General features: G+C 67.6%; 18 protein-coding genes and 1 tRNA gene. 7 read left to right on the top strand and 12 right to left on the bottom strand.

From position 1 onward, the window contains the following. Positions 1-109 precede the first annotated feature (109 nt). Both EIK80_RS04975 and EIK80_RS04970 read left to right on the top strand, forming a co-directional pair. A complete protein-coding gene (locus EIK80_RS04975) occupies positions 110-391 on the top strand; it encodes a BrnT family toxin (RefSeq protein ID WP_125155890.1) in 282 nt (93 codons plus the stop codon). Further along, positions 342-623 carry a BrnA antitoxin family protein gene (locus EIK80_RS04970; RefSeq protein ID WP_125155889.1) on the top strand — a complete coding sequence of 94 codons (282 nt, stop codon included), beginning with the start codon at positions 342-344 and terminating at the stop codon, positions 621-623. The genes EIK80_RS04975 and EIK80_RS04970 overlap by 50 nt, the downstream gene beginning before the upstream one ends. Before the next feature lie 42 nt (positions 624-665). Here the strand turns inward: EIK80_RS04970 and EIK80_RS04965 are convergent. The 7 genes from EIK80_RS04965 to EIK80_RS04935 all read right to left on the bottom strand — a co-directional run bounded on the left by EIK80_RS04965 (position 666) and on the right by EIK80_RS04935 (position 7,446). Further along, positions 666-742 (bottom strand) — tRNA-Met (locus EIK80_RS04965). Positions 743-786: 44 nt separating this feature from the next. Next, complete coding sequence (locus EIK80_RS04960) at positions 787-1,842, bottom strand: glycosyltransferase (RefSeq protein WP_125155888.1); 1,056 nt, start codon at positions 1,840-1,842, stop codon at positions 787-789. 69 nt (positions 1,843-1,911) lie between these two features. Then, positions 1,912-3,036, bottom strand: a complete 1,125-nt coding sequence (locus EIK80_RS04955; RefSeq protein ID WP_125155887.1) for an NAD(P)/FAD-dependent oxidoreductase — start codon at positions 3,034-3,036, stop codon at positions 1,912-1,914. Positions 3,037-3,044: 8 nt separating this feature from the next. Continuing rightward, positions 3,045-3,335, bottom strand: coding sequence for a hypothetical protein (locus EIK80_RS04950; protein WP_125155886.1), 291 nt, complete (start codon positions 3,333-3,335; stop codon positions 3,045-3,047). Positions 3,336-3,383: 48 nt separating this feature from the next. Continuing rightward, positions 3,384-3,662 carry a type II toxin-antitoxin system RelE/ParE family toxin gene (locus EIK80_RS04945; protein ID WP_233586497.1) on the bottom strand — a complete coding sequence of 93 codons (279 nt, stop codon included), beginning with the start codon at positions 3,660-3,662 and terminating at the stop codon, positions 3,384-3,386. A gap of 5 nt (positions 3,663-3,667) precedes the next feature. Beyond that, a complete protein-coding gene (locus EIK80_RS04940) occupies positions 3,668-3,973 on the bottom strand; it encodes a hypothetical protein (protein WP_125155884.1) in 306 nt (101 codons plus the stop codon). 41 nt (positions 3,974-4,014) lie between these two features. Next, positions 4,015-7,446 carry an indolepyruvate ferredoxin oxidoreductase family protein gene (locus EIK80_RS04935; protein ID WP_125155883.1) on the bottom strand — a complete coding sequence of 1,144 codons (3,432 nt, stop codon included), beginning with the start codon at positions 7,444-7,446 and terminating at the stop codon, positions 4,015-4,017. Positions 7,447-7,588: 142 nt separating this feature from the next. On the opposite strand from EIK80_RS04935, the gene EIK80_RS04930 reads away from it, so the two are divergent. The 5 genes from EIK80_RS04930 (at position 7,589) to corA (ending at position 12,533) form a co-directional block, all read left to right on the top strand. After that, positions 7,589-8,086, top strand: coding sequence for an Lrp/AsnC family transcriptional regulator (locus EIK80_RS04930; protein ID WP_125155882.1), 498 nt, complete (start codon positions 7,589-7,591; stop codon positions 8,084-8,086). A 70-nt stretch (positions 8,087-8,156) separates the two neighbouring features. Further along, positions 8,157-9,434 (top strand): MFS transporter, encoded by a 1,278-nt coding sequence (locus EIK80_RS04925; protein ID WP_125155881.1) that lies wholly within the window; start codon positions 8,157-8,159, stop codon positions 9,432-9,434. Between the two features lie 95 nt (positions 9,435-9,529). Next, positions 9,530-10,423, top strand: a complete 894-nt coding sequence (locus EIK80_RS04920; protein WP_125155880.1) for a pirin family protein — start codon at positions 9,530-9,532, stop codon at positions 10,421-10,423. A 104-nt stretch (positions 10,424-10,527) separates the two neighbouring features. Continuing rightward, positions 10,528-11,547: an adenosine deaminase gene (locus tag EIK80_RS04915; protein ID WP_125155879.1), complete on the top strand. Its 1,020-nt coding sequence runs from the start codon at positions 10,528-10,530 to the stop codon at positions 11,545-11,547. Between the two features lie 17 nt (positions 11,548-11,564). Continuing rightward, complete coding sequence (gene corA, locus EIK80_RS04910; protein WP_125155878.1) at positions 11,565-12,533, top strand: magnesium/cobalt transporter CorA; 969 nt, start codon at positions 11,565-11,567, stop codon at positions 12,531-12,533. On the opposite strand, the gene EIK80_RS04905 is transcribed toward corA, so the two are convergent. From EIK80_RS04905 to EIK80_RS04885, 5 genes are all read right to left on the bottom strand, one after another. Beyond that, complete coding sequence (locus EIK80_RS04905; protein WP_125155877.1) at positions 12,530-13,000, bottom strand: DUF2199 domain-containing protein; 471 nt, start codon at positions 12,998-13,000, stop codon at positions 12,530-12,532. The two genes, corA and EIK80_RS04905, sit on opposite strands and share 4 nt — an antisense overlap. Positions 13,001-13,049: 49 nt before the next feature. Continuing rightward, positions 13,050-14,033, bottom strand: coding sequence for a DegT/DnrJ/EryC1/StrS family aminotransferase (locus EIK80_RS04900; RefSeq protein ID WP_370450194.1), 984 nt, complete (start codon positions 14,031-14,033; stop codon positions 13,050-13,052). Positions 14,034-14,151: 118 nt separating this feature from the next. After that, positions 14,152-15,702: a class I adenylate-forming enzyme family protein gene (locus EIK80_RS04895; RefSeq protein WP_125155875.1), complete on the bottom strand. Its 1,551-nt coding sequence runs from the start codon at positions 15,700-15,702 to the stop codon at positions 14,152-14,154. A gap of 155 nt (positions 15,703-15,857) precedes the next feature. Next, complete coding sequence (locus EIK80_RS04890; protein WP_125155874.1) at positions 15,858-17,936, bottom strand: 3-hydroxyacyl-CoA dehydrogenase NAD-binding domain-containing protein; 2,079 nt, start codon at positions 17,934-17,936, stop codon at positions 15,858-15,860. A 446-nt stretch (positions 17,937-18,382) separates the two neighbouring features. Next, the gene (locus tag EIK80_RS04885; protein ID WP_125155873.1) at positions 18,383-19,609 is read right to left on the bottom strand and encodes a serine hydrolase; all 1,227 of its coding nucleotides are present in this window, start codon (positions 19,607-19,609) and stop codon (positions 18,383-18,385) included. Positions 19,610-19,626 lie beyond the last annotated feature (17 nt).

Genomic DNA, 19,626 nt, shown 5'->3' with positions numbered 1-19,626 from the left:
CTCAATGAGTTTATGTAGCTACAAAAATCATTCCATTCTCAACGGGGGCTGCCATGCGAGCGAATGACCGAGAGGCTATTCGAAGACGTGGAAAAGGTATTTTCCGAAAATGGAAATTGAATTTGACGATGAGAAACGTCAACGGACACTAGAGTATCGAGATTTAGACTTCGCCGATGCGGCATCCCTTTTCGAAGGGATCACGTTTACAATTCTCGATGATCGCAGAGATTATGGAGAAGAACGATTTCAAACGATCGGTCTGCTTGGCGGGGGCCTAGTTATGGTTGTTTGGACGCCGCGCGGGGGAGCACGTCGCATCATCTCGATGAGGAAGTGCAATGCCCGAGAACAAAGCAAATTCGGAGAACTCTTGGATCGATCCGGATGATGCTCCTGAATGGACCGACGAACAGTTTGAGCGCGCAGAGCTCCGTATCGGCGGGAAAGTCATCAGGCCGGCCAACGGTACGCTAACACGGCCGGGGCGTCCGAAGTCCGATCGCCCTAAACAGCAGGTCACCCTGAGGCTCGACCAAGACGTGCTCGAAAAGCTTCGTGAAGGGGGCCCAGGCTGGCAGAGCCGCGCGAACGAAATCCTTAAAAAGGCGGTCGGGGCTTAGGCCTCGGTCGCCTTTGAATTCTAAGGAGAAAGTACTCCGTCCTGGTGGCGGGGGGCGGGATCGAACCGCCGACCTGTGGGTTATGAATCCACCGCTCTAACCATCTGAGCTACCCAGCCATAGCCAGGACGGACGGGGGTCATACTCCCGAGCGCGGTTGGCATCAAGCCTTAGAATTGACGAGCATTCCGTCCAGCGCGGCCTCCAGCCGCCGCGCCAGTTCGTCGGGTCCGTATTCGGTCAGCACCAGTTCGCGCGCCGCCGCGCCCAGCCGTTGGGCCGTATCGCGGTCGCTGATCAGCTCGCCCAGGGCCTCGGCCAGACGGTCGGGGTCGTCGTCCGGCACGAGCCGGCCGGTGACGCCCTCGTCGAGGATCTCGACCGGCCCGTCGATCTCGGTGGCCACCACCGGCAGGCCGACCGCCATGGCCTCCAGCAGGGTCAGCGGAAAGCCTTCCTGGTGCGAGGGAAAGGCGAACAGGTCGCCCGTGGCCAGGAAGCCGGCGATGTCGTCGGTCCAACCGACCAGCTTCACGCACGGATCGAGATCCAGCGTCTTGATCAGCGCCTCCAGGTCGGCGCGCTCGGCGCCCTCGCCCGCGATCTCGCAGGTGACGTCGACGTCCCAGGCGCGCAGCTTGCCGACCGCGCGGATCAGGACGTCGAAACCCTTCTTGGCGTGCAGCCGACCGGCGGCGACGATCTTCACCGGCCCGTCCTCGCGGGCGAAGGGCTGGGCCTGGACTGGCGGCGGCCGCACTGCGTTCTGAACGACGTGGACGTGATCGGCCGCCGCGCCGCGCTCCAGGGCCAGGTTCGCCAGGTGCTGGCCGACGCACAGATAGTGGGTCCCCGGCGTCACGTCGAAGCTGGGCTTGTGCACGCAGACGGCCTGGATGACGCCGGCCGGGGCGGCCTTGGCGAACACCCGCGCCGGACGCTGGCCGTGGCTGAGGATGATCGCCGGCCTGTTCGCCCGGACCACGGCGCGCGCCGCGCCGAGGGTGATCGGGTCCCAGTCGGTGAAGGCCGGCATCGGGATGAGGGGCGGGGTCCGTCCGGCTTGCGCGGCGGCCACCTTGCCGCCGTTGCGCACCACGCCGACGCACCGTCCGCCGCGCTTGGCGGCCCAGGCCTCGAGGATCGGCTGATAGTCGAGAAACACCTGCTCCAGACCGCCCAGACCCTTGCCCAGCATGGCGTGCAGCAGGTTGGTCAAGGCGAACTCCGGGGGCGGCGTATAAGGCGGCGGACCATCGGCGGGCGCCGATCCAGTGTCAACGCGAAGCTAGACGGCCGGCTCCCCCAGCAGCCTCGCGGCCACGGTTTCGCCGATCGCCAAAGAACTGGTCAGGCCCGGGCTCTCGATGCCGAACAACGCCATCAGGCCTTCGAAGCCGTGGTCCTCGGCGCCGCGCAGCTGGAAGTCGGGCTGCGGCTCATCGGGGCCATGCAGCTTGGGCCTCACGCCGGCGTAGTCGGGTTGCAGGGCGCCGTCGGGCAGGCCTGGCCAGAACTTGCGGATATAGGCGGCGAAGGCCTCGGCCTTGGCTGGATCGACCGAATAGTCGGGCGCGGGCACATACTCCAGGTCGGGCCCGAACACCGCCTGGCCGCCCAGGTCGTTGCGGTAGTGGGTCCCCAGCGCCCCGTGGATAGGCGGCGGATAGATCAGCCGCTGGAACGGCGCCTTGCCGGTCAGGCGGAAATAGACGCCCTTGCCGTAGTAGGGCTTGGGAATGTGGTCGGCCGGATAACCTTCGATGCGGCCGGCGACCGCTTGCGACGACAGGCCCGGCGCGGTGACCAGCAGGCGGCAGGTCAGGGCGGTCGGATCCGCGCCGCCCGCGCGCACGGTGAAGCCGCCCCCCGGCAGCGCTTCGGCCCCTTCGAACGGCGTCGACAGCACCACCGCCCCGCCGGCGGCCTCGATCTCGCCTTGCAGGGCCAGCATGTAGTCGTGGCTGGCGAAGACGCCGCTCTCCGGCGACAGCAGCGCCGCGTGGGCGTTGAGGCCGGGCTCCAGGGCGCGGGCCTGCTCGCCGGTCAGCCGCGCCATGCCCTCGACATCGTTGGCCAGGGCCTGATCCCAGATGGCGTCGAGGCGCGGGATCTCGTCGTCGGACGTCGCCACCACCAGCTTGCCGCAGCGCTTGTAGGCGACGCCGTGGGTGTCGAGGAACGCGTACAGCAGCCGCCGTCCCTGGACGCACAGCCGCGCCTTCAGCGACCCGGTCGGATAGTAGAGCCCGCCGTGGATCACCTCGGAATTGCGTGACGACACGCCCTGGCCGATGTGGCTCTCGGCCTCCAGCACGGCGACGATCAGGCCGCGCCTGGCGAGCGCGTAACCGCAGGCCAGCCCGACCGCGCCCGCGCCGACCACGACGGCGTCGAAATCGAAATCCGCCATGGGAACGCCTACGATCCGGCCTGGGCCTTCAGGTCCGCCAGCATGTCGGACAGCGAACGCTTGCCGCCGATCCAGTCGGCGGGATCCTGCGTCTCGACCACTTCCAGCTTGTCCAGCAGAGCCTCGAGCTTTTCCGGTCCGCCGACGATCTCCGCCGCCCGCCGATAGTTCAGCTCGGCCAGCTCGGCCGCGACGCCCTCCTCGAGGGAAGCGAACTCGCCCCGCTCGACCCGCGCCTGCAGATCGGCGGCGTCCTCGGCGCTGAGGGTGACAGTCACAGGTTTGGCGGTCTTGGTCATGGCGGGAAGCCTAGCACGAACCCCGGAGCGCGCCACGCAGGTCCCTGATCATTTCAGCGCCACCGGCCTGCGCGCGCCATGCCGGACACTGAGGATAAGGATGTCCGTTGCTCGTATCCGATACAGGATCACATAGGGCGAAACTGTTACACCGCGTACGGCGGAGCCGTATTGCGGATTCAGTCCGTAGCCTTCAGGCGCGTTGGCCACACTCTCGCAGCGCTTAAGCAGCTGAGCCACGAAAGCCACTGCGGCCTGGGGCTTATCGCGCTTTATGTCCTCGCCTATCCGGCGGATTTCCTTAGCGGCCAGCGCGCTGAGACGCACTGGCTTCAAGCGCGGTCGCCCTGGGCGGCAAAGCGCTCATATTCGTCTTTCAGCGCATGCAGGAACTCGAAAGCGTCGACCTCGCCGACATGCGCTTCGGAATCGGCTTCGATCCGCCCCGCCAGAGCCTGAAACGCCGCCTCGCCCCCAACCAATTCGACGGCGCGAAAGTGCTCAAGCTCCAGGAGCGCGGCCGTGACGGCCTCATCCAGGCTGCCGAACTCTCCCGAGGCGACGCGCGCGCTAAGTTCCTCCACCGCGCTGCTGGGAAGGGTCACTGAAACCGAAGCGTCGCGAACCGGCTTGTTCATGATGGAAAGTCTATCACAGACTTCCCGCCACGATACGGTGGTCAGCTACCGCCCCACTGCGCCCACAGCTTGGCCTCCGCCGCCTTGGCCGTGACCACCGAGGCGTCCTTGACGTGGCCGTAGCCGCGGATCTGCTGCGGGATCTCGGCGATCTTCACCGCCAGCGGCAGGCTCTCCTGGGAGAGGCCGGCGGCCAGGCGGTCGAGGGTCGTCTCGTAGGACGTCATCAGGCCGCGCTCCATCCTGCGCTCCTCGGTGTGGCCGAAGATGTCGAGCGGGCCGCCTCGCAGGCCCTTCATCTTCGCCATCATCGGGAAGGCGGCGTCGAGCATCCAGCCGCCGAAGGCGATCTTCTTGGGCTTGCCGTCCGGCCCCTTGGGCGCCAGCAGCGGCGGCGAGAGCCAGACCTTGGCCTTGCCGCCCTTGAAGGTCCCGGCCAACTCGGCCTTGAAACGACCGTCCGTGTACAGACGAGCGACCTCGTACTCGTCCTTGTAGGCCATCAGCTTGTAGAGGTTGACCGCCGCCGCGCGGGTCAGGGCCTCACCGCCGATGGCGGCTTCGGCGCTGCGAACCTTGGCCACCTTGTCCGCGTAGCGCTGGGCGTAGGCGGCGTTCTGGTAGGCGGTCAGTTCCTTGACGCGGTGGGCGATCAGCTCGTCCAGCGGCAGGGTCTCAGGCGTGGCGACCTTGTCTTCCTTGACGGTGATCGAGGCCGGGTCGTGGGCCACGCGGCGGCCCAGTTCGAAGGCCTGCAAATTGGCCTCGGCGTCGACGCCGTTCAGCTTGATGGCGCGATAGAGGGCGCGGCTGGAAACCGGGATCACCCCGCGCTGCCAGGCGAATCCGACCATGATCATGTTGGCGTAGATGGCGTCGCCGAACTCGGTCTCGGCCAGGCGCTGGGCCGGGCAGGCGTCGAAGGTGTTGGTCGCGCCCTTGACCCGGCGCGCCATGGCGCCGCTGTCGAACTTGACGTCGCGGCTGGTGACGAAGTCGGCCGTGGGGGCGAAGTCGCTGTTGCCGAAGGCGCGGGTGCGGTCCTTGGCGTAGAGCGACAGGCCCTCGGGCGAGGCCGCCACCAGCAGGTCGCAGGCGATCAGCACGTCGGCGCTGGCGGCAGGGACGCGGCCGCCGACGATGGTCTCCTCGGTCTCGCCGATCTTGACGTGGCTGAACACCGAGCCGCCCTTCTGGGCCAGACCCGTCATGTCCACCACGCTGCCGGCGCGGCCGTCGATATGGGCGGCCATGGCCAGGATCGAGGCCACGGTCGTCACGCCCGTGCCGCCCACGCCCGTGAACAGGATCTTGCGCACGCCCGTCAGCGGCTCGAACTCGGGCAGCGGCGTCGACTCGGCGGTCAGGGCCGCCGGCGTCTTCTTGGCCTGGGCGCTCTCGGCGCCTTCCAACGTGACGAACGAGGGGCAGAAGCCCTCGACGCAGCTGTAGTCCTGGTTACAGGACGACTGGTTGATCTTGCGCTTGCGGCCAAACTCGGTGGCCAGCGGTTCGACGGAGACGCAGTTGGACTTCACCGAGCAGTCGCCGCAGCCTTCGCAGACCAGCGGATTGATGAAGACGCGCTTCGTCGCCTTGGGCATGGAGCCGCGCTTGCGACGGCGGCGCTTTTCGGTGGCGCAGGTCTGGTCGTAGAGCAGCACCGTCACGCCAGCCGTGTCGCGCAGCATCTCCTGCACGCGCATCAGGTCCGAACGCGGGAAGACCTCGACGCCGGGCGCCAGGTCGTTGACCCCCTCGTAGCGGTTCAGCTCGTCGACGACGATGACGGTCTTGGTCACGCCCTCGGCCGCCAGCTGGCGGGTGATCTGGGCGGGGGTGAATCCGCTCTCGGCGCGCTGGCCGCCGGTCATGGCGACGGCGTCGTTATAGAGCAGCTTGTAGGTGATGTTGGCCTTGGCCGCGATCGCGCCGCGAATGGCCAGCGAGCCGGAGTGGTTGTAGGTGCCGTCGCCCAGGTTCTGGAAGACGTGCTTCTCGCTGGTGAACGGCGCGGCGCCCACCCAGGTCAGGCCTTCGCCGCCCATGTGGGTGTTGAGGTCGGTCATCGGGTCGTTGAACCCGGCCATGTAGTGGCAGCCGATGCCCGCCAGGGCGCGCGAGCCCTCCGGCAGCTTGGTCGAGCTGTTGTGCGGGCAGCCCGAGCAGAAGAACGGCTTGCGGGCCTGGTCGGCGGCCAGACTGACAGCGGCGACGCCGGCGGCCGAAACGCGGTTCAGATAGGCGCGGGCCCGCTCCATGTGCGGGCCGTCCGGCAGGCGGTCGTAGATGGCGAGCGCGATTTCGGCCACCGACAACGAGCCGAGCTCCGAGAGCAGCGGCGCGCCGCGTTCGTCGACCTTGCCGATGATGCGCGGACGCGCCTGGGCGGGGAGATCATAAAGCGCCGCGCGCGCCTGAGGCTCGATCAGGCCGCGCTTGTGCTCGATGACCATCAGGGTCTCGAGGCCGGCGGCGAAGGCGCGCAGGCCCAGCGGCTCCAGCGGCCAGGGCATGCCGACCTTGTAGATCGAGACACCCAGGTCGGCGGCTTCCTGCAGGGTCATGCCCATGGCCGTGAAGGCCTCCAACACGTCCTTGTAGGCCTGGCCCTGGCAGACGATGCCCAGGCGCGCCTTGCCGACGCGCACGTGCGAGGCGCCCAACACCACGCGGTCGATGTGGTTGGCGCGGGCGAAGGCCAGGGCGGCGGGCAGCTTGTGCAGCCGCATCCGCCGTTCCTTCTCCATCGGCTGGTCCTTCAGCCGGATGCCGAGACCGCCGGGCGGGAACGGGAAGTCTGGAATGACAGCCTGGTGGCGGCCCAGCGAAACATCGATGGTCACGCCCGAGTCCATGGTGTCGGCCAGGGCGATCATGCCCGTCCACAGACCCGAGAACCGCGACAGGGCGATGCCGAGGACGCCATAGTCCAGCACTTCCTGAACGTCGGCCGGCGACAGCACCGGCATCTCGAAGTCCTGGAAGGCGAATTCCGATTGCGACGGCAGGGTCGAGCTCTTGCAGCCGTGGTCGTCGCCGGCCACCGCCAGCACGCCGCCGGTCGGGAAGGTCCCCGCGAAATTGGCGTGCTTGAAGACGTCGCCGGTGCGGTCGACGCCGGGCGCCTTGCCGTACCACATGCCGAACACGCCATCATAAAGCGCGCCGGGGAAGAGATTGGCCTGCTGGCTGCCCCACACGGCGGTGGCGGCGAGGTCCTCGTTCAGGCCTTCCTGGAAGACCACGTCGTGCGCGGTCAGCAGCTTCTTGATGCGCGCGGCCTGCTGGTCGAGGCCGCCCAGGGGCGAGCCGCGATAGCCGGAAAGATAGCCCCCCGTGTTCAGCCCCGCGAGGCGATCGAGACGCTTGCGATCCAGCAGGACCCGCAGCAGCGCCTGCACGCCAGTGATGAAGGCTCGACCATCTTCGAGCACATATTTGTCGTCGAGAGTGACTTCAGAGTGCCGCATGGCAAAAATTTTCCTCCGGGGTCTTCTCGCCCGTAACGCAATATCTTATAGAAGCGCGGAAATTGTTTGCCCAAGGCGTGCCCGACTCAGGGCCCCTTTGCGCAAAATTGGAGCGTCAACGCCCGCTTGGGGGAGGAATTTCTTGTCCGAACAACTCGACGCCGTGGATGCCAAGATCCTGGATCTCATCCAACACGACGCCGGACTGTCCGTCGCGGAGATCGCCGAACGAGTCGGCCTCTCGTCCAGCCCGTGCTGGCGCCGGATCAAGCGCCTGGAAGACGCCGGCGTCATCCAGCGTCGCGTCACGATCCTGGACCGCGAAAAGCTGGGTCTGGGCTTCGAAGTCTATTGCACCGTCAAGCTGTCCCTTCCGACCAAGGAAAATCTGGACACGTTCGAGCAGGCCGTCGCCAAGTGGGCCGAGGTCGTGCAGTGCGCCACCGTCACCGGCGCGGCTGACTACGAGATGCGCATCGTCACCCGCGACATGCGCGCCTTCGACGAGTTCCTGCGCGAGAAGCTGCTGTCGCTGGGCCTGGTCAGCAACATCGAGAGCCGCATCGTCATCCGCGGCGTCAAGAACTCGACGGCCGTGCCGCTGGGTCTGGTGAGCCCGTACGTCAGCCCGCTGGGCTGATCCTCACGACGGCGCGTGGCGGCCCTGGAGTCGTCCGCGTCGATCTTCCGACACCTTGGGGAGAGGCCAGATGGCCCCATCGAGCGCCGCCGGCGCGTCGACGCGACGCGTGCTGGCCGCCAGCCTGATCGGCACGGCGGTCGAGTTCTACGACTTCTATATCTACGCGACCGCCGCCTCCCTGGTGTTCGGGCCGCTGTTCTTTCCCGCCAGTTCGCCGGCCATGCAGCTCCTGGCCTCCTACGCCAGCCTGAGCGTGGCCTTCATCGCCCGCCCGCTGGGCTCGATCGTGTTCGGCCATTTCGGGGACCGCATCGGGCGCAAGTCGACCCTGGTGGCCTCGCTGTTGATCATGGGCGGCTCGACCCTGCTGGTGGCCTTCCTGCCGACCTACGCCACGGCCGGCTGGGTCGCGCCGTTCCTGCTGTGCCTGCTGCGCTTCGGCCAGGGCTTTGGCCTGGGCGGCGAGTGGGGCGGCGCGGCCCTGCTGGCGGTGGAGAACGCCCCGCCCGGCTTCCGCGCGCGCTTCGGCATGTTCCCGCAGCTGGGCGCGCCGGTGGGCTTCATCGCCGCCAATGGCCTGTTCCTGGCTCTGGGCGCCGTCCTGACGCCGGAGCAGTTCCAGAGCTGGGGCTGGCGACTGCCGTTCCTGGGCAGCATCCTGCTGGTCGGGGTCGGCCTGTGGATCCGCCTCAAGCTGACCGAGACGCCCGCCTTCCAGGCCGCCGCCCACGCCGCCCCGCCGCCGCACGTGCCGGTGGCTGAGCTGCTGAAGACCCACGCCCGCGAGACGATCGGCGGCACGTTCGCCGTCGTCGCCTGCTTCGCGCTCTTCTACCTGACCACCGCCTTCTCGCTGGGCTACGGCGTCACGGCCCTCGGCTATGACCGCCAGGTGTTCCTGGGCGTGCTGCTGGTCGCCATCCTGTTCATGGCCGGCGGCATCGTCTGGGCCGGCTACTGGGCCGACAAGACCAGCCCGCGCCGCGTGCTGATGGCCGGCTCGCTGCTGACCATCGCCGCCGGCGCGGCCCTGGCGCCGATGATGGGCTCGGGCTCGCTCTGGACGATCGGCGCCTTTCTGTCCCTGGCCCTGGTGGTCATGGGCCTGGTCTATGGCCCGCTGGGGGCCTGGCTGCCCAGCCTGTTTCCGGCGCGGGTGCGCTATACCGGCTCGTCGATCGCCTTCAATGTCGGCGGGGTGATCGGCGGCGGCATGACCCCGGCCATCGCCCAGGCCCTGGCGACGCACGGCGGCCTGAAGCTGGTCGGCCTGTATCTCGCCGGCGCGGGCGCGATCAGCCTGCTGGCGCTGCTGCCGCTGAAGAAGGCCGCCGACACGCTGTAGGGTTCAAAAACGCGAACCTTGCATTGCCGGCTTTGCACAAGACGCGGCGGTCTTGTCCCAGCTAAGTTCCGCTTATTCCTTCCCGGAGCCGCCCCATGATCGACCTCGTCATCGAAGCCCGCCGTCACGACATCGGAAACTTCGAGGTTGGCCGCGTGCTGCCCTTCCACGCCAAGCGCATGGTCGGCCCGTTCACCTTCCTGGACCACATGGGGCCGGCCGACTTCGCGCCGGGCTTCTCCAAGAGCGCCGACGTCCGCCCGCATCCGCACATCGGCCTCTCCACCCTGTCCTACCTGTTCCAGGGAGAGATCACCCACCGCGACAGCGTCGGCTCCGAGACCGTGATCAAGCCGGGCGAGGTCAACTGGATGACCGCCGGCTCGGGCATCACCCACTCCGAACGCTTCGAGACCCTGCGCCGCCAGGGCGGCCGCATGGATGGCATGCAGGCCTGGATCGCCCTGCCCAAGGAATATGAAGAGATCGCCCCCAGCTTCAGCCACCACGAAGGCCAGGCCGAGCTGCCGTCCTACGAGAGCGGCGGGCTGAAGGCGCGGCTGATCGCCGGCGAGGCGTTCGGCGCCAAGGCCAATGTGCCGGTGTTCTCGCCGCTGTTCTACGTCCACTGGGAGCTCGAGCCGGGCGCGACCGCGGCCCTGCCAGCCGAATATTCCGAGCGCGCGGCCTATGTCGCCGACGGCCGGGTCGAGGTCGACGGCCGCGAGCTCTCGGCCCTGCAGATGGCCGTCTTCGCGCCGGGCGAGACCGTGGTGTTCAAGGCGCTGGAGCGCTCGACCGTCATGCTGCTGGGCGGCGAGCCGATCGGCCCGCGTTTCATGGAGTGGAACTTCGTCTCCTCGTCAAAGGACCGCATCGAGCAGGCCAAGGCCGACTGGAAGGCTGGCCGCATGAAGCTGCCCGACCTCGACCACGACGAGTTCATTCCGTTGCCGGAAGGCCCGCCGAAGACGCCGCAACCGCTCTAGGCAGGCGCCTGTCCTCTCCGCACTGGCGGCGGACGGACGGGTCCCGCGCACAAAGCATGGGATGACAGTTGAAAGGCGTCGCTAGGGAGGCTCATAACGTCCGCATGATCGACACCGCCTTTACCGACTTCGTCCGCGGCCTCCCGAAAGCCGAATTGCACATGCACATCGAGGGCAGCCTCGAGCCCGAGCTGATGTTCGAGCTGGCCCAGCGCAACGGGATCACCCTGCCCTTCAAGTCGGTGGACGAGATCCGGGCCGCCTACGCCTTCTCGAACCTGCAGGACTTCCTGGACATCTACTACCAGGGCGCGGGGGTGCTGATCACCGAGGCCGACTTCAAGGACCTGGCCCTGGCCTATTTCAAGCGCCTGGCCGCCGACGGCGGGACCCACGCCGAGATCTTCTTCGACCCCCAGACCCACACCGATCGCGGCATCGCCTTCGACACGGTGATGAAGGGCCTGCTGGCCGGCATGGACGAGGCCGAGAAGACGCTGGGCGTCACCTCCAAGCTGATCCTCTGCTTCCTGCGCCACCTGTCGGAAGAGGCCGCCTTCGAGACCCTGGAGCAGGCCAAGCCCTGGCTGGACAAGATCGCCGGCGTCGGCCTGGACAGCTCCGAGGTCGGCCACCCGCCGGCCAAGTTCGCCCGCGTCATGCAAGCCGCCCGGGACCTCGGCCTCAAGGTCGTGGCCCATGCCGGCGAGGAAGGCCCGCCGGCCTATGTCTGGGAAGCCATCGACCTGGTGAAGGTCGACCGCATCGACCACGGCAACCGCGCCCTCGAGGACGAGGCCCTGACCGCGCGCCTGGTCAAGGACGGGACGACCCTGACCGTCTGCCCGCTGTCGAACCTGAAGCTGTGCGGCGTGCCCAGCCTGGACGTCCATCCGCTGAAAAAGATGCTCTCCCTGGGCCTGAAGGCGACCGTGAACTCCGACGATCCGGCCTATTTCGGCGGCTACCTGCTGGAGAACTACATGGCCACCGCCGGCGCCGTGGGCCTGACCCGCGAAGAGATCGTCACCCTGGCCAAGAACAGCTTCACCGGCTCGTTCCTGACCGAAGCCGAGAAGGCCGAGCGGGTGGCCAAGGTCGAGGCCTACGCGGCCAGCCACTAGCCCCAAGAGCCCCACCCGTGAGCGTCGTCGCCGCCAACGCCTATGTCGCCGGCCAGGCCGTCCGCCCGATCAGCCTGGACGATCCGGACGGCCTGCGGCCGCGCGACGGCGAGTTCGTCTGGATCGGCCTGGTGGAACCCGACGAAGGCGAGCTGCGCGTGCTGCAGCAGGCCTTCGATCTGCACCCGCTGGCGATCGAGGACGCGCTGAACGCCCGCCAGACGCCGAAGGTCGACGTCTATGGCGACCAGCTGTTCGTCGTCGCCAAGACCGCGCGCCTGGACAATGACCACATCGAATATGGCGAGACCGACTTCTTCGTCGGTCGCCGCCACCTGATCACCGTCCGCCACGGCTCGGCGCGGGCTCACACCGAACTGCGGGCCCAGCTGGAGGCCGCCCCGGCCCTGCTGGCGCACGGCGTCGACTACGTGCTGCACGCGGTGCTGGACTTCATCGTCGACGGCTACATGCCCGTCGTCGACGCCATCGAGGAAGAGCTGGTCGCCTTCGAGCGGCGGGCGTTGGACGCCTTTCTCAGCCGCGCGGAGATCGCCCGCATCTTCAATCTTCGCCGGGCGCTGATGAAGTTCAAGAAGCTGCTCGGCCCCATGACCCAGGTGGTCAGCGCGCTGGAGCATCACGATCTGCCCTGCATCGACAGCGAGGTGCGGCCCTATTTCCGCGACGTCCGCGATCACATCCAGCGCACCGAGATCCTGGTCGACGGCCTGCGCGAGGTGCTGACCTTCGTGTTCGAAATCAGCAGCCTGCTGGAACAGCAGCGCCAGGGCGTGATCACCCGCCAGCTGGCCGCCTGGGCCGCCATCCTGGCCGTGCCGACGGCGGTGGCCGGGATCTACGGCATGAACTTCGAGCACATGCCCGAGCTGAAGTGGGAATACGGCTACTACGGCGTGCTGGTCGTGATCGTGGCGGTCTGCGGGCTGCTGTACCGGCGGTTCCGCAAGACGGGCTGGCTCTAGGCTTCGCTGATCTCCAGAATCTCGCGGTGCCGCGCGGCGTCGATGCCCTCGCGCTGTTCCTGGGCCAGCCGGCTCTTGTCGCCCTCCAGCAGGTTCAGGGTGGGCCGCTCGTCCGGGGTCTGGAACTGGATCATCACACGGGTGCCCAGGGTGGTGCCGGGATAGGGCGGCAGGCGGTTGGCCAGCTTGCCAGGGACCGGCGGCTCCTCGCGGCCGTCCTCTTCGTAGAGCTCAAGATAGCGCTCGAAGACCTCGGGCTCGACCTCGCTCCAGGCGCCCCAGCCGAAATAGTCGTCGGCGCCCTTCAGCGGGACCGGCAGGATGCAGCGGATGAAGACGCGGTCGCCCCACTGGCACAGGTCGTCATTGTAACGGACCTGCTCGCCCAGCTCGGCTTCGGTGAGCGCCCAGACCTCGTCGGGCAGCTCGAAACCCCAGTCGCGGGTCAGGGAGAACTCTTCGGCCATCGGAACCTTCGGCGTGTACGACGCCGAATGACTAGGCCATTGCGGGGCCTTAGGCCACCGCGTCGCGCAGGGCGTCGCACAGGCGATCCAGGCCTTCGATATCGAGGTTCGGATCCAGGGTGATGACCACGGTCGAGGCCGCCAGGTGATCGGCGGTCGGGGTGTCGTCGGTGGCGAGAGACCGATCGCGCACGGAGCAGCTGGCGGGCACGCCGGCCGCCTGCAGCTTCCAGGCCACCGCGCCGGCGTCGTCGGTCGGCAGAGACAGCGCGCAGGTCTGCGAGATCCAGCTCATGCCCCAGCCGGGCTGGAAGCCGACGCCGCTGTCCAACAGCAGGACACGCAGTTGCTGGGCCGTGCCGCACAGGCGCTGGCGCAGACCCGGCCAGGCGGCGAGGCCGTCGTCGCCGGAGAAGGGCGCGGCGTCGATGGCGTTGATCGGGGTGGCGTCCTCGCAGGCGACGAACACGCCCGACCCAGCGGGCAGGCCCACGAGAACGGGGACCGGCGCTGCGATCACCACGTCGAAGGCGCCGGCGGCGTCGACCAGGATCGGCAGTCCGGTCTCGGCGCGGAAGGCGGCCCAGGCGCGCATGTCGGGCGCGCGGCCGTGGGCGGCGGCGGGAACGATGGCCTCCAGCGGCCCCGGCGCGTCGGGCAGGCGCTCGCGCAGGTGGCCGGTGTCGAACATGGCGCTGAACGGGTCGACATCGACCAGCCAGGCCTTGAGCCCCGCGGCGGCGACGCCGGCCAGGGTCTCCGGATCGGCCAGGGCGGAGACGACACAGACGCCGCCTTCGCGCACGCCCAGGGCCTTCAGGGCCGCGGCGGTGGCCTCGACGCGGTCGGCGAAGGCGCGCACCGCGACGGGACGGGCGAAACGGGCGGCCAGGCGCTGGTGCAGGTCCGCGCCATGTCCGGCGACGCCCAGGGCGGCGGCCACGGCGTCGAAGTCGATCGGCGCTCCGGTCGCGCGGACGAAGGTCTTCCCTTGCGGGACGAGGGTCGGAACGGCGGCGGGCTTCGGGAGCATGGCTTTAGAACGCATTCCACGACGAACCGGGCGACCACCATGGCCGCACCATATGGTTAAGCAACCGTATTCATCGATTCCGCCCGGCCTAATGTGGCGCGCCGTCGCGGCAAAAAGTTCAGCGACTAGGCTGATTTTGCCAGGAGTCCCGCAGTTCGCGCTTCAGCACCTTGCCGATATGGCTGCGCGGCAGGCTGTCGACGATCTTCACGTCGGCCAGGCGCTGGGTCTTGCCGACCTGGCCGTTGACGAAGGTCTTGATCGCCTCGGCGTCGGCCTCGCCCTTCACCGCCACGAAGGCCACAGGCGTCTCGCCCCAGGCGTCCGAGGGCACGCCGACCACCGCCGCCTCGACCACGGCCGGATGCTGGACCAGCACCGCCTCCAGGTCGGACGGATAGATGTTGAAGCCGCCGCTGATGATCATGTCTTTCTTGCGATCCATCAGGGTCAGGAACCCCTCTTCGTCGAAGCGGCCGACATCGCCGGTGCGGATGAAGGTCCAGCCCTCGGGCGAGGTCCAGATGGCCTCGGCGGTCTTGTCCGGGCGGCCGTGATAGCCGCTCATGGTCGCGGCCGAACGGCCGACGATCTCGCCGACCACGCCGGGGCCGACCTGGACGCCGTCCTCGTCGATCAGCCGGATGTCGTGGCCCGGCGCGGGCTGGCCGACCGTGTGCAGCTTGTCCGGATGCTCGTGGCACATCAGGATGCAGGTTCCGCCGCCCTCGGTCATGCCGAAATACTCGACCAGGCCGCCGGGCCAGCGCTTCAGCACCTCCCCCTTCAGCTCGGCGCCGAACGGGGCGCTGGTGCAGAACTTCAGGTGCGTCGAGGACAGGTCGTAGCGGTCGAAGTCCGGCCGCTCCATCAGGCGGCGATACTGCACCGGCACCAGCATGGTGTGGGTCATGCGGTGCTTCTGGGCCAGTTCCAGATACCGGCCGGCGTCGAACTTCTTCATCAGCACGACGGTCCCGCCGCCCGCCAGGGTCGGGAAGAAGCAGACCAGGGTGGTGTTCGAATAGAGCGGCGTCGACAGGACCGTGACCGCCGCGGGGCCATAGCCGACCGCGTCGCCGCGGAAGACGTGCTTCCAGCGCATGCCGTGCGACTGGACGATGCCCTTGGGCGTGCCGGTCGTGCCGCTGGAATAGATGATGTTGAACGGCTGGTCGGGCGCGATCGCGACAGGCCGCGGCGTCGCGCCTTCGGGGGCCAGCCAGGCGTCGAAGGACTCGCCGGCGGCCGAGCCATCAAGGGCGATCTGGCGGACGGGGATCGGCGCGGGCGCTTGGGCCTCGGCCACGCCGGCGTCGAGGAAGAACAGCCTGGCCCCGCAGTCGGCGACCATGCCGGCGATGGCCTCGGGCGTAGAGGACGGCGCGATCGGCGCCACGGCGACGCCGGCCCGCAGGCCGCCCAGGAACACCGCCGCATAGGGGATCGACGACAGGGCGCAGACGGCGATCGCCTCGCCCGGCGCGATCCCGTCACGCTGCAGGGCGGCGGCGACGCGGTCGACCAGGGCGTCGAACTGCGCGTAGGTCACCGCCTCGCCGGTCTCCATGATCACGGCCGGATGGTTGGGCCCCTCCTGGGCGCGCTGGCGCAGGATGTCGCCCATCACGCCGTAGTCGGCGGACATCATGGCGGCGATGGTGGTCATGGATTTACTTCCCCAAACGCAACAACGCTTGTCATCCCGGCCGCGGCGAAGCGGAGAGCCGGGACCCAGGAGCCGGCGCAATGCGGTGCCCCCCGGGTCCCGGACAAGCGCTACGCGCTTACCGGGATGACAAGATTAGTGAGATCGATAGAGCCTCAAGCGTCCTTGAACCCCTTGCCCTCGGCCACGAGCCGCTCCAGCAGGGCCGACGGCTTGAAGTCGTCGCCGTGGGCGGCCTGGAATTCCTTCATCTTGGCCAGAATCTTGTCGAGGCCCACCAGCTCGCCCCAGAACATCGGACCGCCCCGATAGACCGGCCAGCCATAGCCGTTGATCCAGACGATATCGATGTCGGACGCCCGGATAGCCTTGCCTTCCTCGAGGATCTTCGCGCCCTCGTTGACCATCGGATACAGGCAGCGCTCCAGAATCTCTTGATCGCTGATCTCGCGGCGCTGAATCTGGCGCTTCTCGGCGAAGTCGCGGATCACCTCTTCCACGACCGGCGACGGCTTGGCGTTGCGGTTCTCGTCGTAGTCGTAGAAGCCCTTGCCGTTCTTCTGGCCGCGACGGTCCATCTCGCATAGCACCTCGCGCACGGTGGACGAGCTGGTCTTGGCCGGGTCCCAGCCGATGTCGAGGCCGGCCAGGTCGCTCATGGCGAACGGCCCCATGGGCAGGCCAAAGTCATAGAGCACGCGGTCCACGTCCCAGGGCATGGCGCCTTCCAGGATCAGTTTCTGGGCCTCGCGCTGGCGCTGGGCCAGCATGCGGTTGCCGACGAAGCCGTGACAGTTGCCGACCAGCACCGCGACCTTGCCGATCTTCTTGCCGATCTGCATCGAGGTGGCGATCACCGACTTGTCGGTCTTGGCGCCGCGCACGATCTCCAGCAGGCGCATGACATTGGCCGGCGAGAAGAAGTGCAGGCCGATCACGCTCTCGGGCCGGCTGGTGCTGGCGGCGATCACGTCGATGTCCAGGTACGAGGTGTTCGAGGCCAGGATCGCGCCGGGCTTGGCGATCTTGTCCAGCTTGCCGAAGACCTCCTTCTTGATCTCCATCAGCTCGAACACGGCCTCGATGATCAGGTCGCAGTCGCCCAGGTCCTCGAGGTTCATCGAGGGGGTCAGCAGGCCCATGCGCTTTTCGACGTCGTCCTGGGTCAGGCGGCCCTTCTTGGCGGTGTTCTCGTAGTTCTTGCGGATGACGCCGACGCCGCGCTCCAGGTTCTCCTGCTTGGCCTCGATGATCGTCACCGGAATGCCGGCGTTGAGGAAGTTCATCGAGATGCCGCCGCCCATGGTGCCGGCGCCGATGACGCCGACCTTCTTGACGGGGATCGTGGGCGTGTCGTCCGGCACGTCCGGGATCTTGGCGGCCTGACGCTCGGCGAAGAACACGTAGCGCTGGGCGGCAGACTGGCTGCCCGTCATCAGCTCCATGAACAGCCGGCGCTCTTCCTTCAGCCCCTCCTCGAACGGCAGGTTCACCGCCGCCTCGATGCACTTGATGTTGTTCTCCGGGGCCATGAAGCCGCGGAACTTCTTGGCGTTGGCCTTGCGGAAGTCGGCGAAGATCTCGGGCCTGCCGCGCGCGGCCTCGACCTTGTCGTTCAGCTCGCGAACCTTCTTCAGCGGACGGCCCTCGGCCAGAACGGTCTTGGCGAAGGCGATCGCGCCGGCGCGGAGGTTTCCTTCCTCGACCAGCTCATCGAACAGGCCCATGGCCAGGGCCGCCTTGGCCGGTACGTGCTGGCCGCTGGTGACCATCTCCAGCGCCTTCTCGACGCCGACGATGCGCGGTAGGCGCTGGGTGCCGCCGGCGCCCGGCAGCAGGCCGATGTTCACTTCCGGCAGGCCGGCCTTGGCCGAGGGGACCGCGACGCGGTAGTGGGCCACCAGGGCCACCTCCAGGCCGCCGCCCAGGGCCGTGCCGTGGATCGCCGCCACCACGGGCTTGGGCGCGTTCTCGATGACGCCTTGCACGTCCTGCAGGCTGGGGCCGGTCATGGCCTTGCCGAACTCGGTGATGTCGGCCCCGGCGATGAAGGTCTTGCCCTCGCAGATCAGCACGATCGCCCGCACGGCCGGATCGGCGATGGCCGCGTCGAACGCGCCCTTCAAGCCTTCGCGGACGGCGGCCGACAGCGCGTTGACCGGCGGGGAGTTCAGCGTGACGACGCCGATGTCGCCTTCGACGGAAAGATCGGTGACGGCGTTGATCGCGGCCATGACGTTTCGACCCCTGCTCTTAAGAATGCCGTTTTGGCGTTTGAACGGTTGTTTGAAGCCAGCGTGCACGCTCGCGCGAAGATGTCCAGACCTCCGCGACGACACGCGCTTTCGGAGCGCTTCGATACGGGGCGGCGTTGACGAATTTATTCGCATACTACAAATTCGAAATTACAGTTTCAGCCGAGATCATCCGTGGGGGTGGATGCGGCGTCGAGGGGCTGCTCGGCGCCGCATTTACCTGAAATCCAGAGAGAATGATCCGCGCTGGGGAGGGCGTTCGCGGGAAGCCATGGACTTTGGATGCGCCTTGCACGCGTCCTCACACTTCGAAGTCGGTGAATTCCGCGAGCGTGGCGCGTTGCTCGCGACGCGTCGGACTTTGGTAAAGCGCAACTCGGCGCGGGAGCAGCCTCCCGCGCCGCTTTCTTTGGCCGGGAGACTCCCTACCCCGCCGCCTCCGTGAAGCTCGAATAGACCAGCGTCCGCAGCTCGCGCCGGATCGGATAGGAGGTCGACGGCATCAGCTGGGTCATGAACACCACCGCCAGATCCTCGACCGGGTCGATCCAGAACGCCGTCGAGGCCATGCCGCCCCAGAAATATTCGCCCAGCGAGCCCAGGTTCTTGGTACGGGCCTGGTCGATGGTCATGGCGAAGCCGAGGCCGAAGCCCAGGCCTTCGAACACCGCCTCGCTGAACAGCGACTTCGAGACCTGGACCAGCTCCTTGCCGCCCGGCAGGTGGTTCATGGTCATCAGCTTGATGGTCTTGGGACTGAGCAGGCGCGCGCCGTCCAGCTCGCCACCGTTCAGCAGCATCCGGCAGAAGCGCATGTAGTCGTCGGCCGTCGAGACCAGACCGCCGCCGCCGGACTTCACCGACGGGTCCTTGAAGAACCGGCTCTTCTCCGGATCGTCCTGCAGCACCACCCGGCCCGAAGGCGTGAGGGCGTAGCAGGCGGTGAAGCGCTCGCGCTGGCTCTCGGGTACGAAGAAGCCGGTGTCGACCATCTTCAGCGGATCGAAGATGCGGGTCTTGAGGAAGACGTCGAACGGCATCCCCGAGATCGTCTCGACCAGATAGCCCAGCACGTCGGTCGAGACCGAGTAGTTCCAGGCCTCGCCCGGCGAGAACTCCAGCGGCACGGTCCCCAGCGCGTCGACGAAGCCCTGCAGGCCGCCCTCGCTGTCGATCCCGTCCAGCTTCAGCTTGCGATAGGCCGCGTCGACATTGGTCCGCTGCTGGAAGCCGTAGGTAAGACCCGAGGTATGCCGCAGCAGGTCGATCGTCCGCATCGGCTCGCCGGCGCGCTTGGTCTGGAACGCGCCCTCGACCCCGGCGGTGAACACGCCCAGGTCTCGCCAGGCCGGGATGAAGCGATGCACCGGATCGTCCAGCGACACCAGGCCGTCCTCGACCAGCATCATGAAGGCCACGCTCGTGACCGGCTTGGTCATCGAGTAGATGCGAAACAGGCTGTCGGCCTTGAGCGGCTTTCCTCGCTCGACATCGGCGCTGCCCAGCACCGATGTATAGGCCAGCTGCCCCCGCCGCCAGACTTGGGTAAGCGCGCAGGGCAGTTTTCCCGTGTCGATATACTTGGACTGGATGAAGCTATCGATGCGCTTCAATCGCTCGCTCGACAGTCCGACCGCTTCTGGCGTGCTCAAGTTTCTGGTCTCCCCTG

It is taken from the genome of Caulobacter sp. 602-1, assembly GCF_003931565.1.
GTDB lineage: Bacteria > Pseudomonadota > Alphaproteobacteria > Caulobacterales > Caulobacteraceae > Caulobacter.
The sequence above is the reverse complement of the archived record's forward strand: the minus strand, read 5'-3'. Positions and strand labels throughout refer to the sequence as shown.

What these genes read in the sequence shown, in the direction of transcription:
- EIK80_RS04955 (WP_125155887.1), bottom strand. Translation starts at nt 3,036, where the DNA reads ATGGCGGATTTCGATTTCGACGCCGTCGTGGTCGGCGCGGGCGCGGTC.
- EIK80_RS04935 (WP_125155883.1), bottom strand. Translation starts at nt 7,446, where the DNA reads ATGCGGCACTCTGAAGTCACTCTCGACGACAAATATGTGCTCGAAGAT.
- EIK80_RS04940 (WP_125155884.1), bottom strand. Translation starts at nt 3,973, where the DNA reads ATGAACAAGCCGGTTCGCGACGCTTCGGTTTCAGTGACCCTTCCCAGC.
- EIK80_RS04950 (WP_125155886.1), bottom strand. Translation starts at nt 3,335, where the DNA reads ATGACCAAGACCGCCAAACCTGTGACTGTCACCCTCAGCGCCGAGGAC.
- EIK80_RS04970 (WP_125155889.1), top strand. Translation starts at nt 342, where the DNA reads ATGCCCGAGAACAAAGCAAATTCGGAGAACTCTTGGATCGATCCGGAT.
- EIK80_RS04900 (WP_370450194.1), bottom strand. Translation starts at nt 14,033, where the DNA reads ATGCTCCCGAAGCCCGCCGCCGTTCCGACCCTCGTCCCGCAAGGGAAG.
- EIK80_RS04905 (WP_125155877.1), bottom strand. Translation starts at nt 13,000, where the DNA reads ATGGCCGAAGAGTTCTCCCTGACCCGCGACTGGGGTTTCGAGCTGCCC.
- EIK80_RS04920 (WP_125155880.1), top strand. Translation starts at nt 9,530, where the DNA reads ATGATCGACCTCGTCATCGAAGCCCGCCGTCACGACATCGGAAACTTC.
- EIK80_RS04925 (WP_125155881.1), top strand. Translation starts at nt 8,157, where the DNA reads ATGGCCCCATCGAGCGCCGCCGGCGCGTCGACGCGACGCGTGCTGGCC.
- EIK80_RS04890 (WP_125155874.1), bottom strand. Translation starts at nt 17,936, where the DNA reads ATGGCCGCGATCAACGCCGTCACCGATCTTTCCGTCGAAGGCGACATC.
- EIK80_RS04915 (WP_125155879.1), top strand. Translation starts at nt 10,528, where the DNA reads ATGATCGACACCGCCTTTACCGACTTCGTCCGCGGCCTCCCGAAAGCC.
- EIK80_RS04895 (WP_125155875.1), bottom strand. Translation starts at nt 15,702, where the DNA reads ATGACCACCATCGCCGCCATGATGTCCGCCGACTACGGCGTGATGGGC.
- EIK80_RS04975 (WP_125155890.1), top strand. Translation starts at nt 110, where the DNA reads ATGGAAATTGAATTTGACGATGAGAAACGTCAACGGACACTAGAGTAT.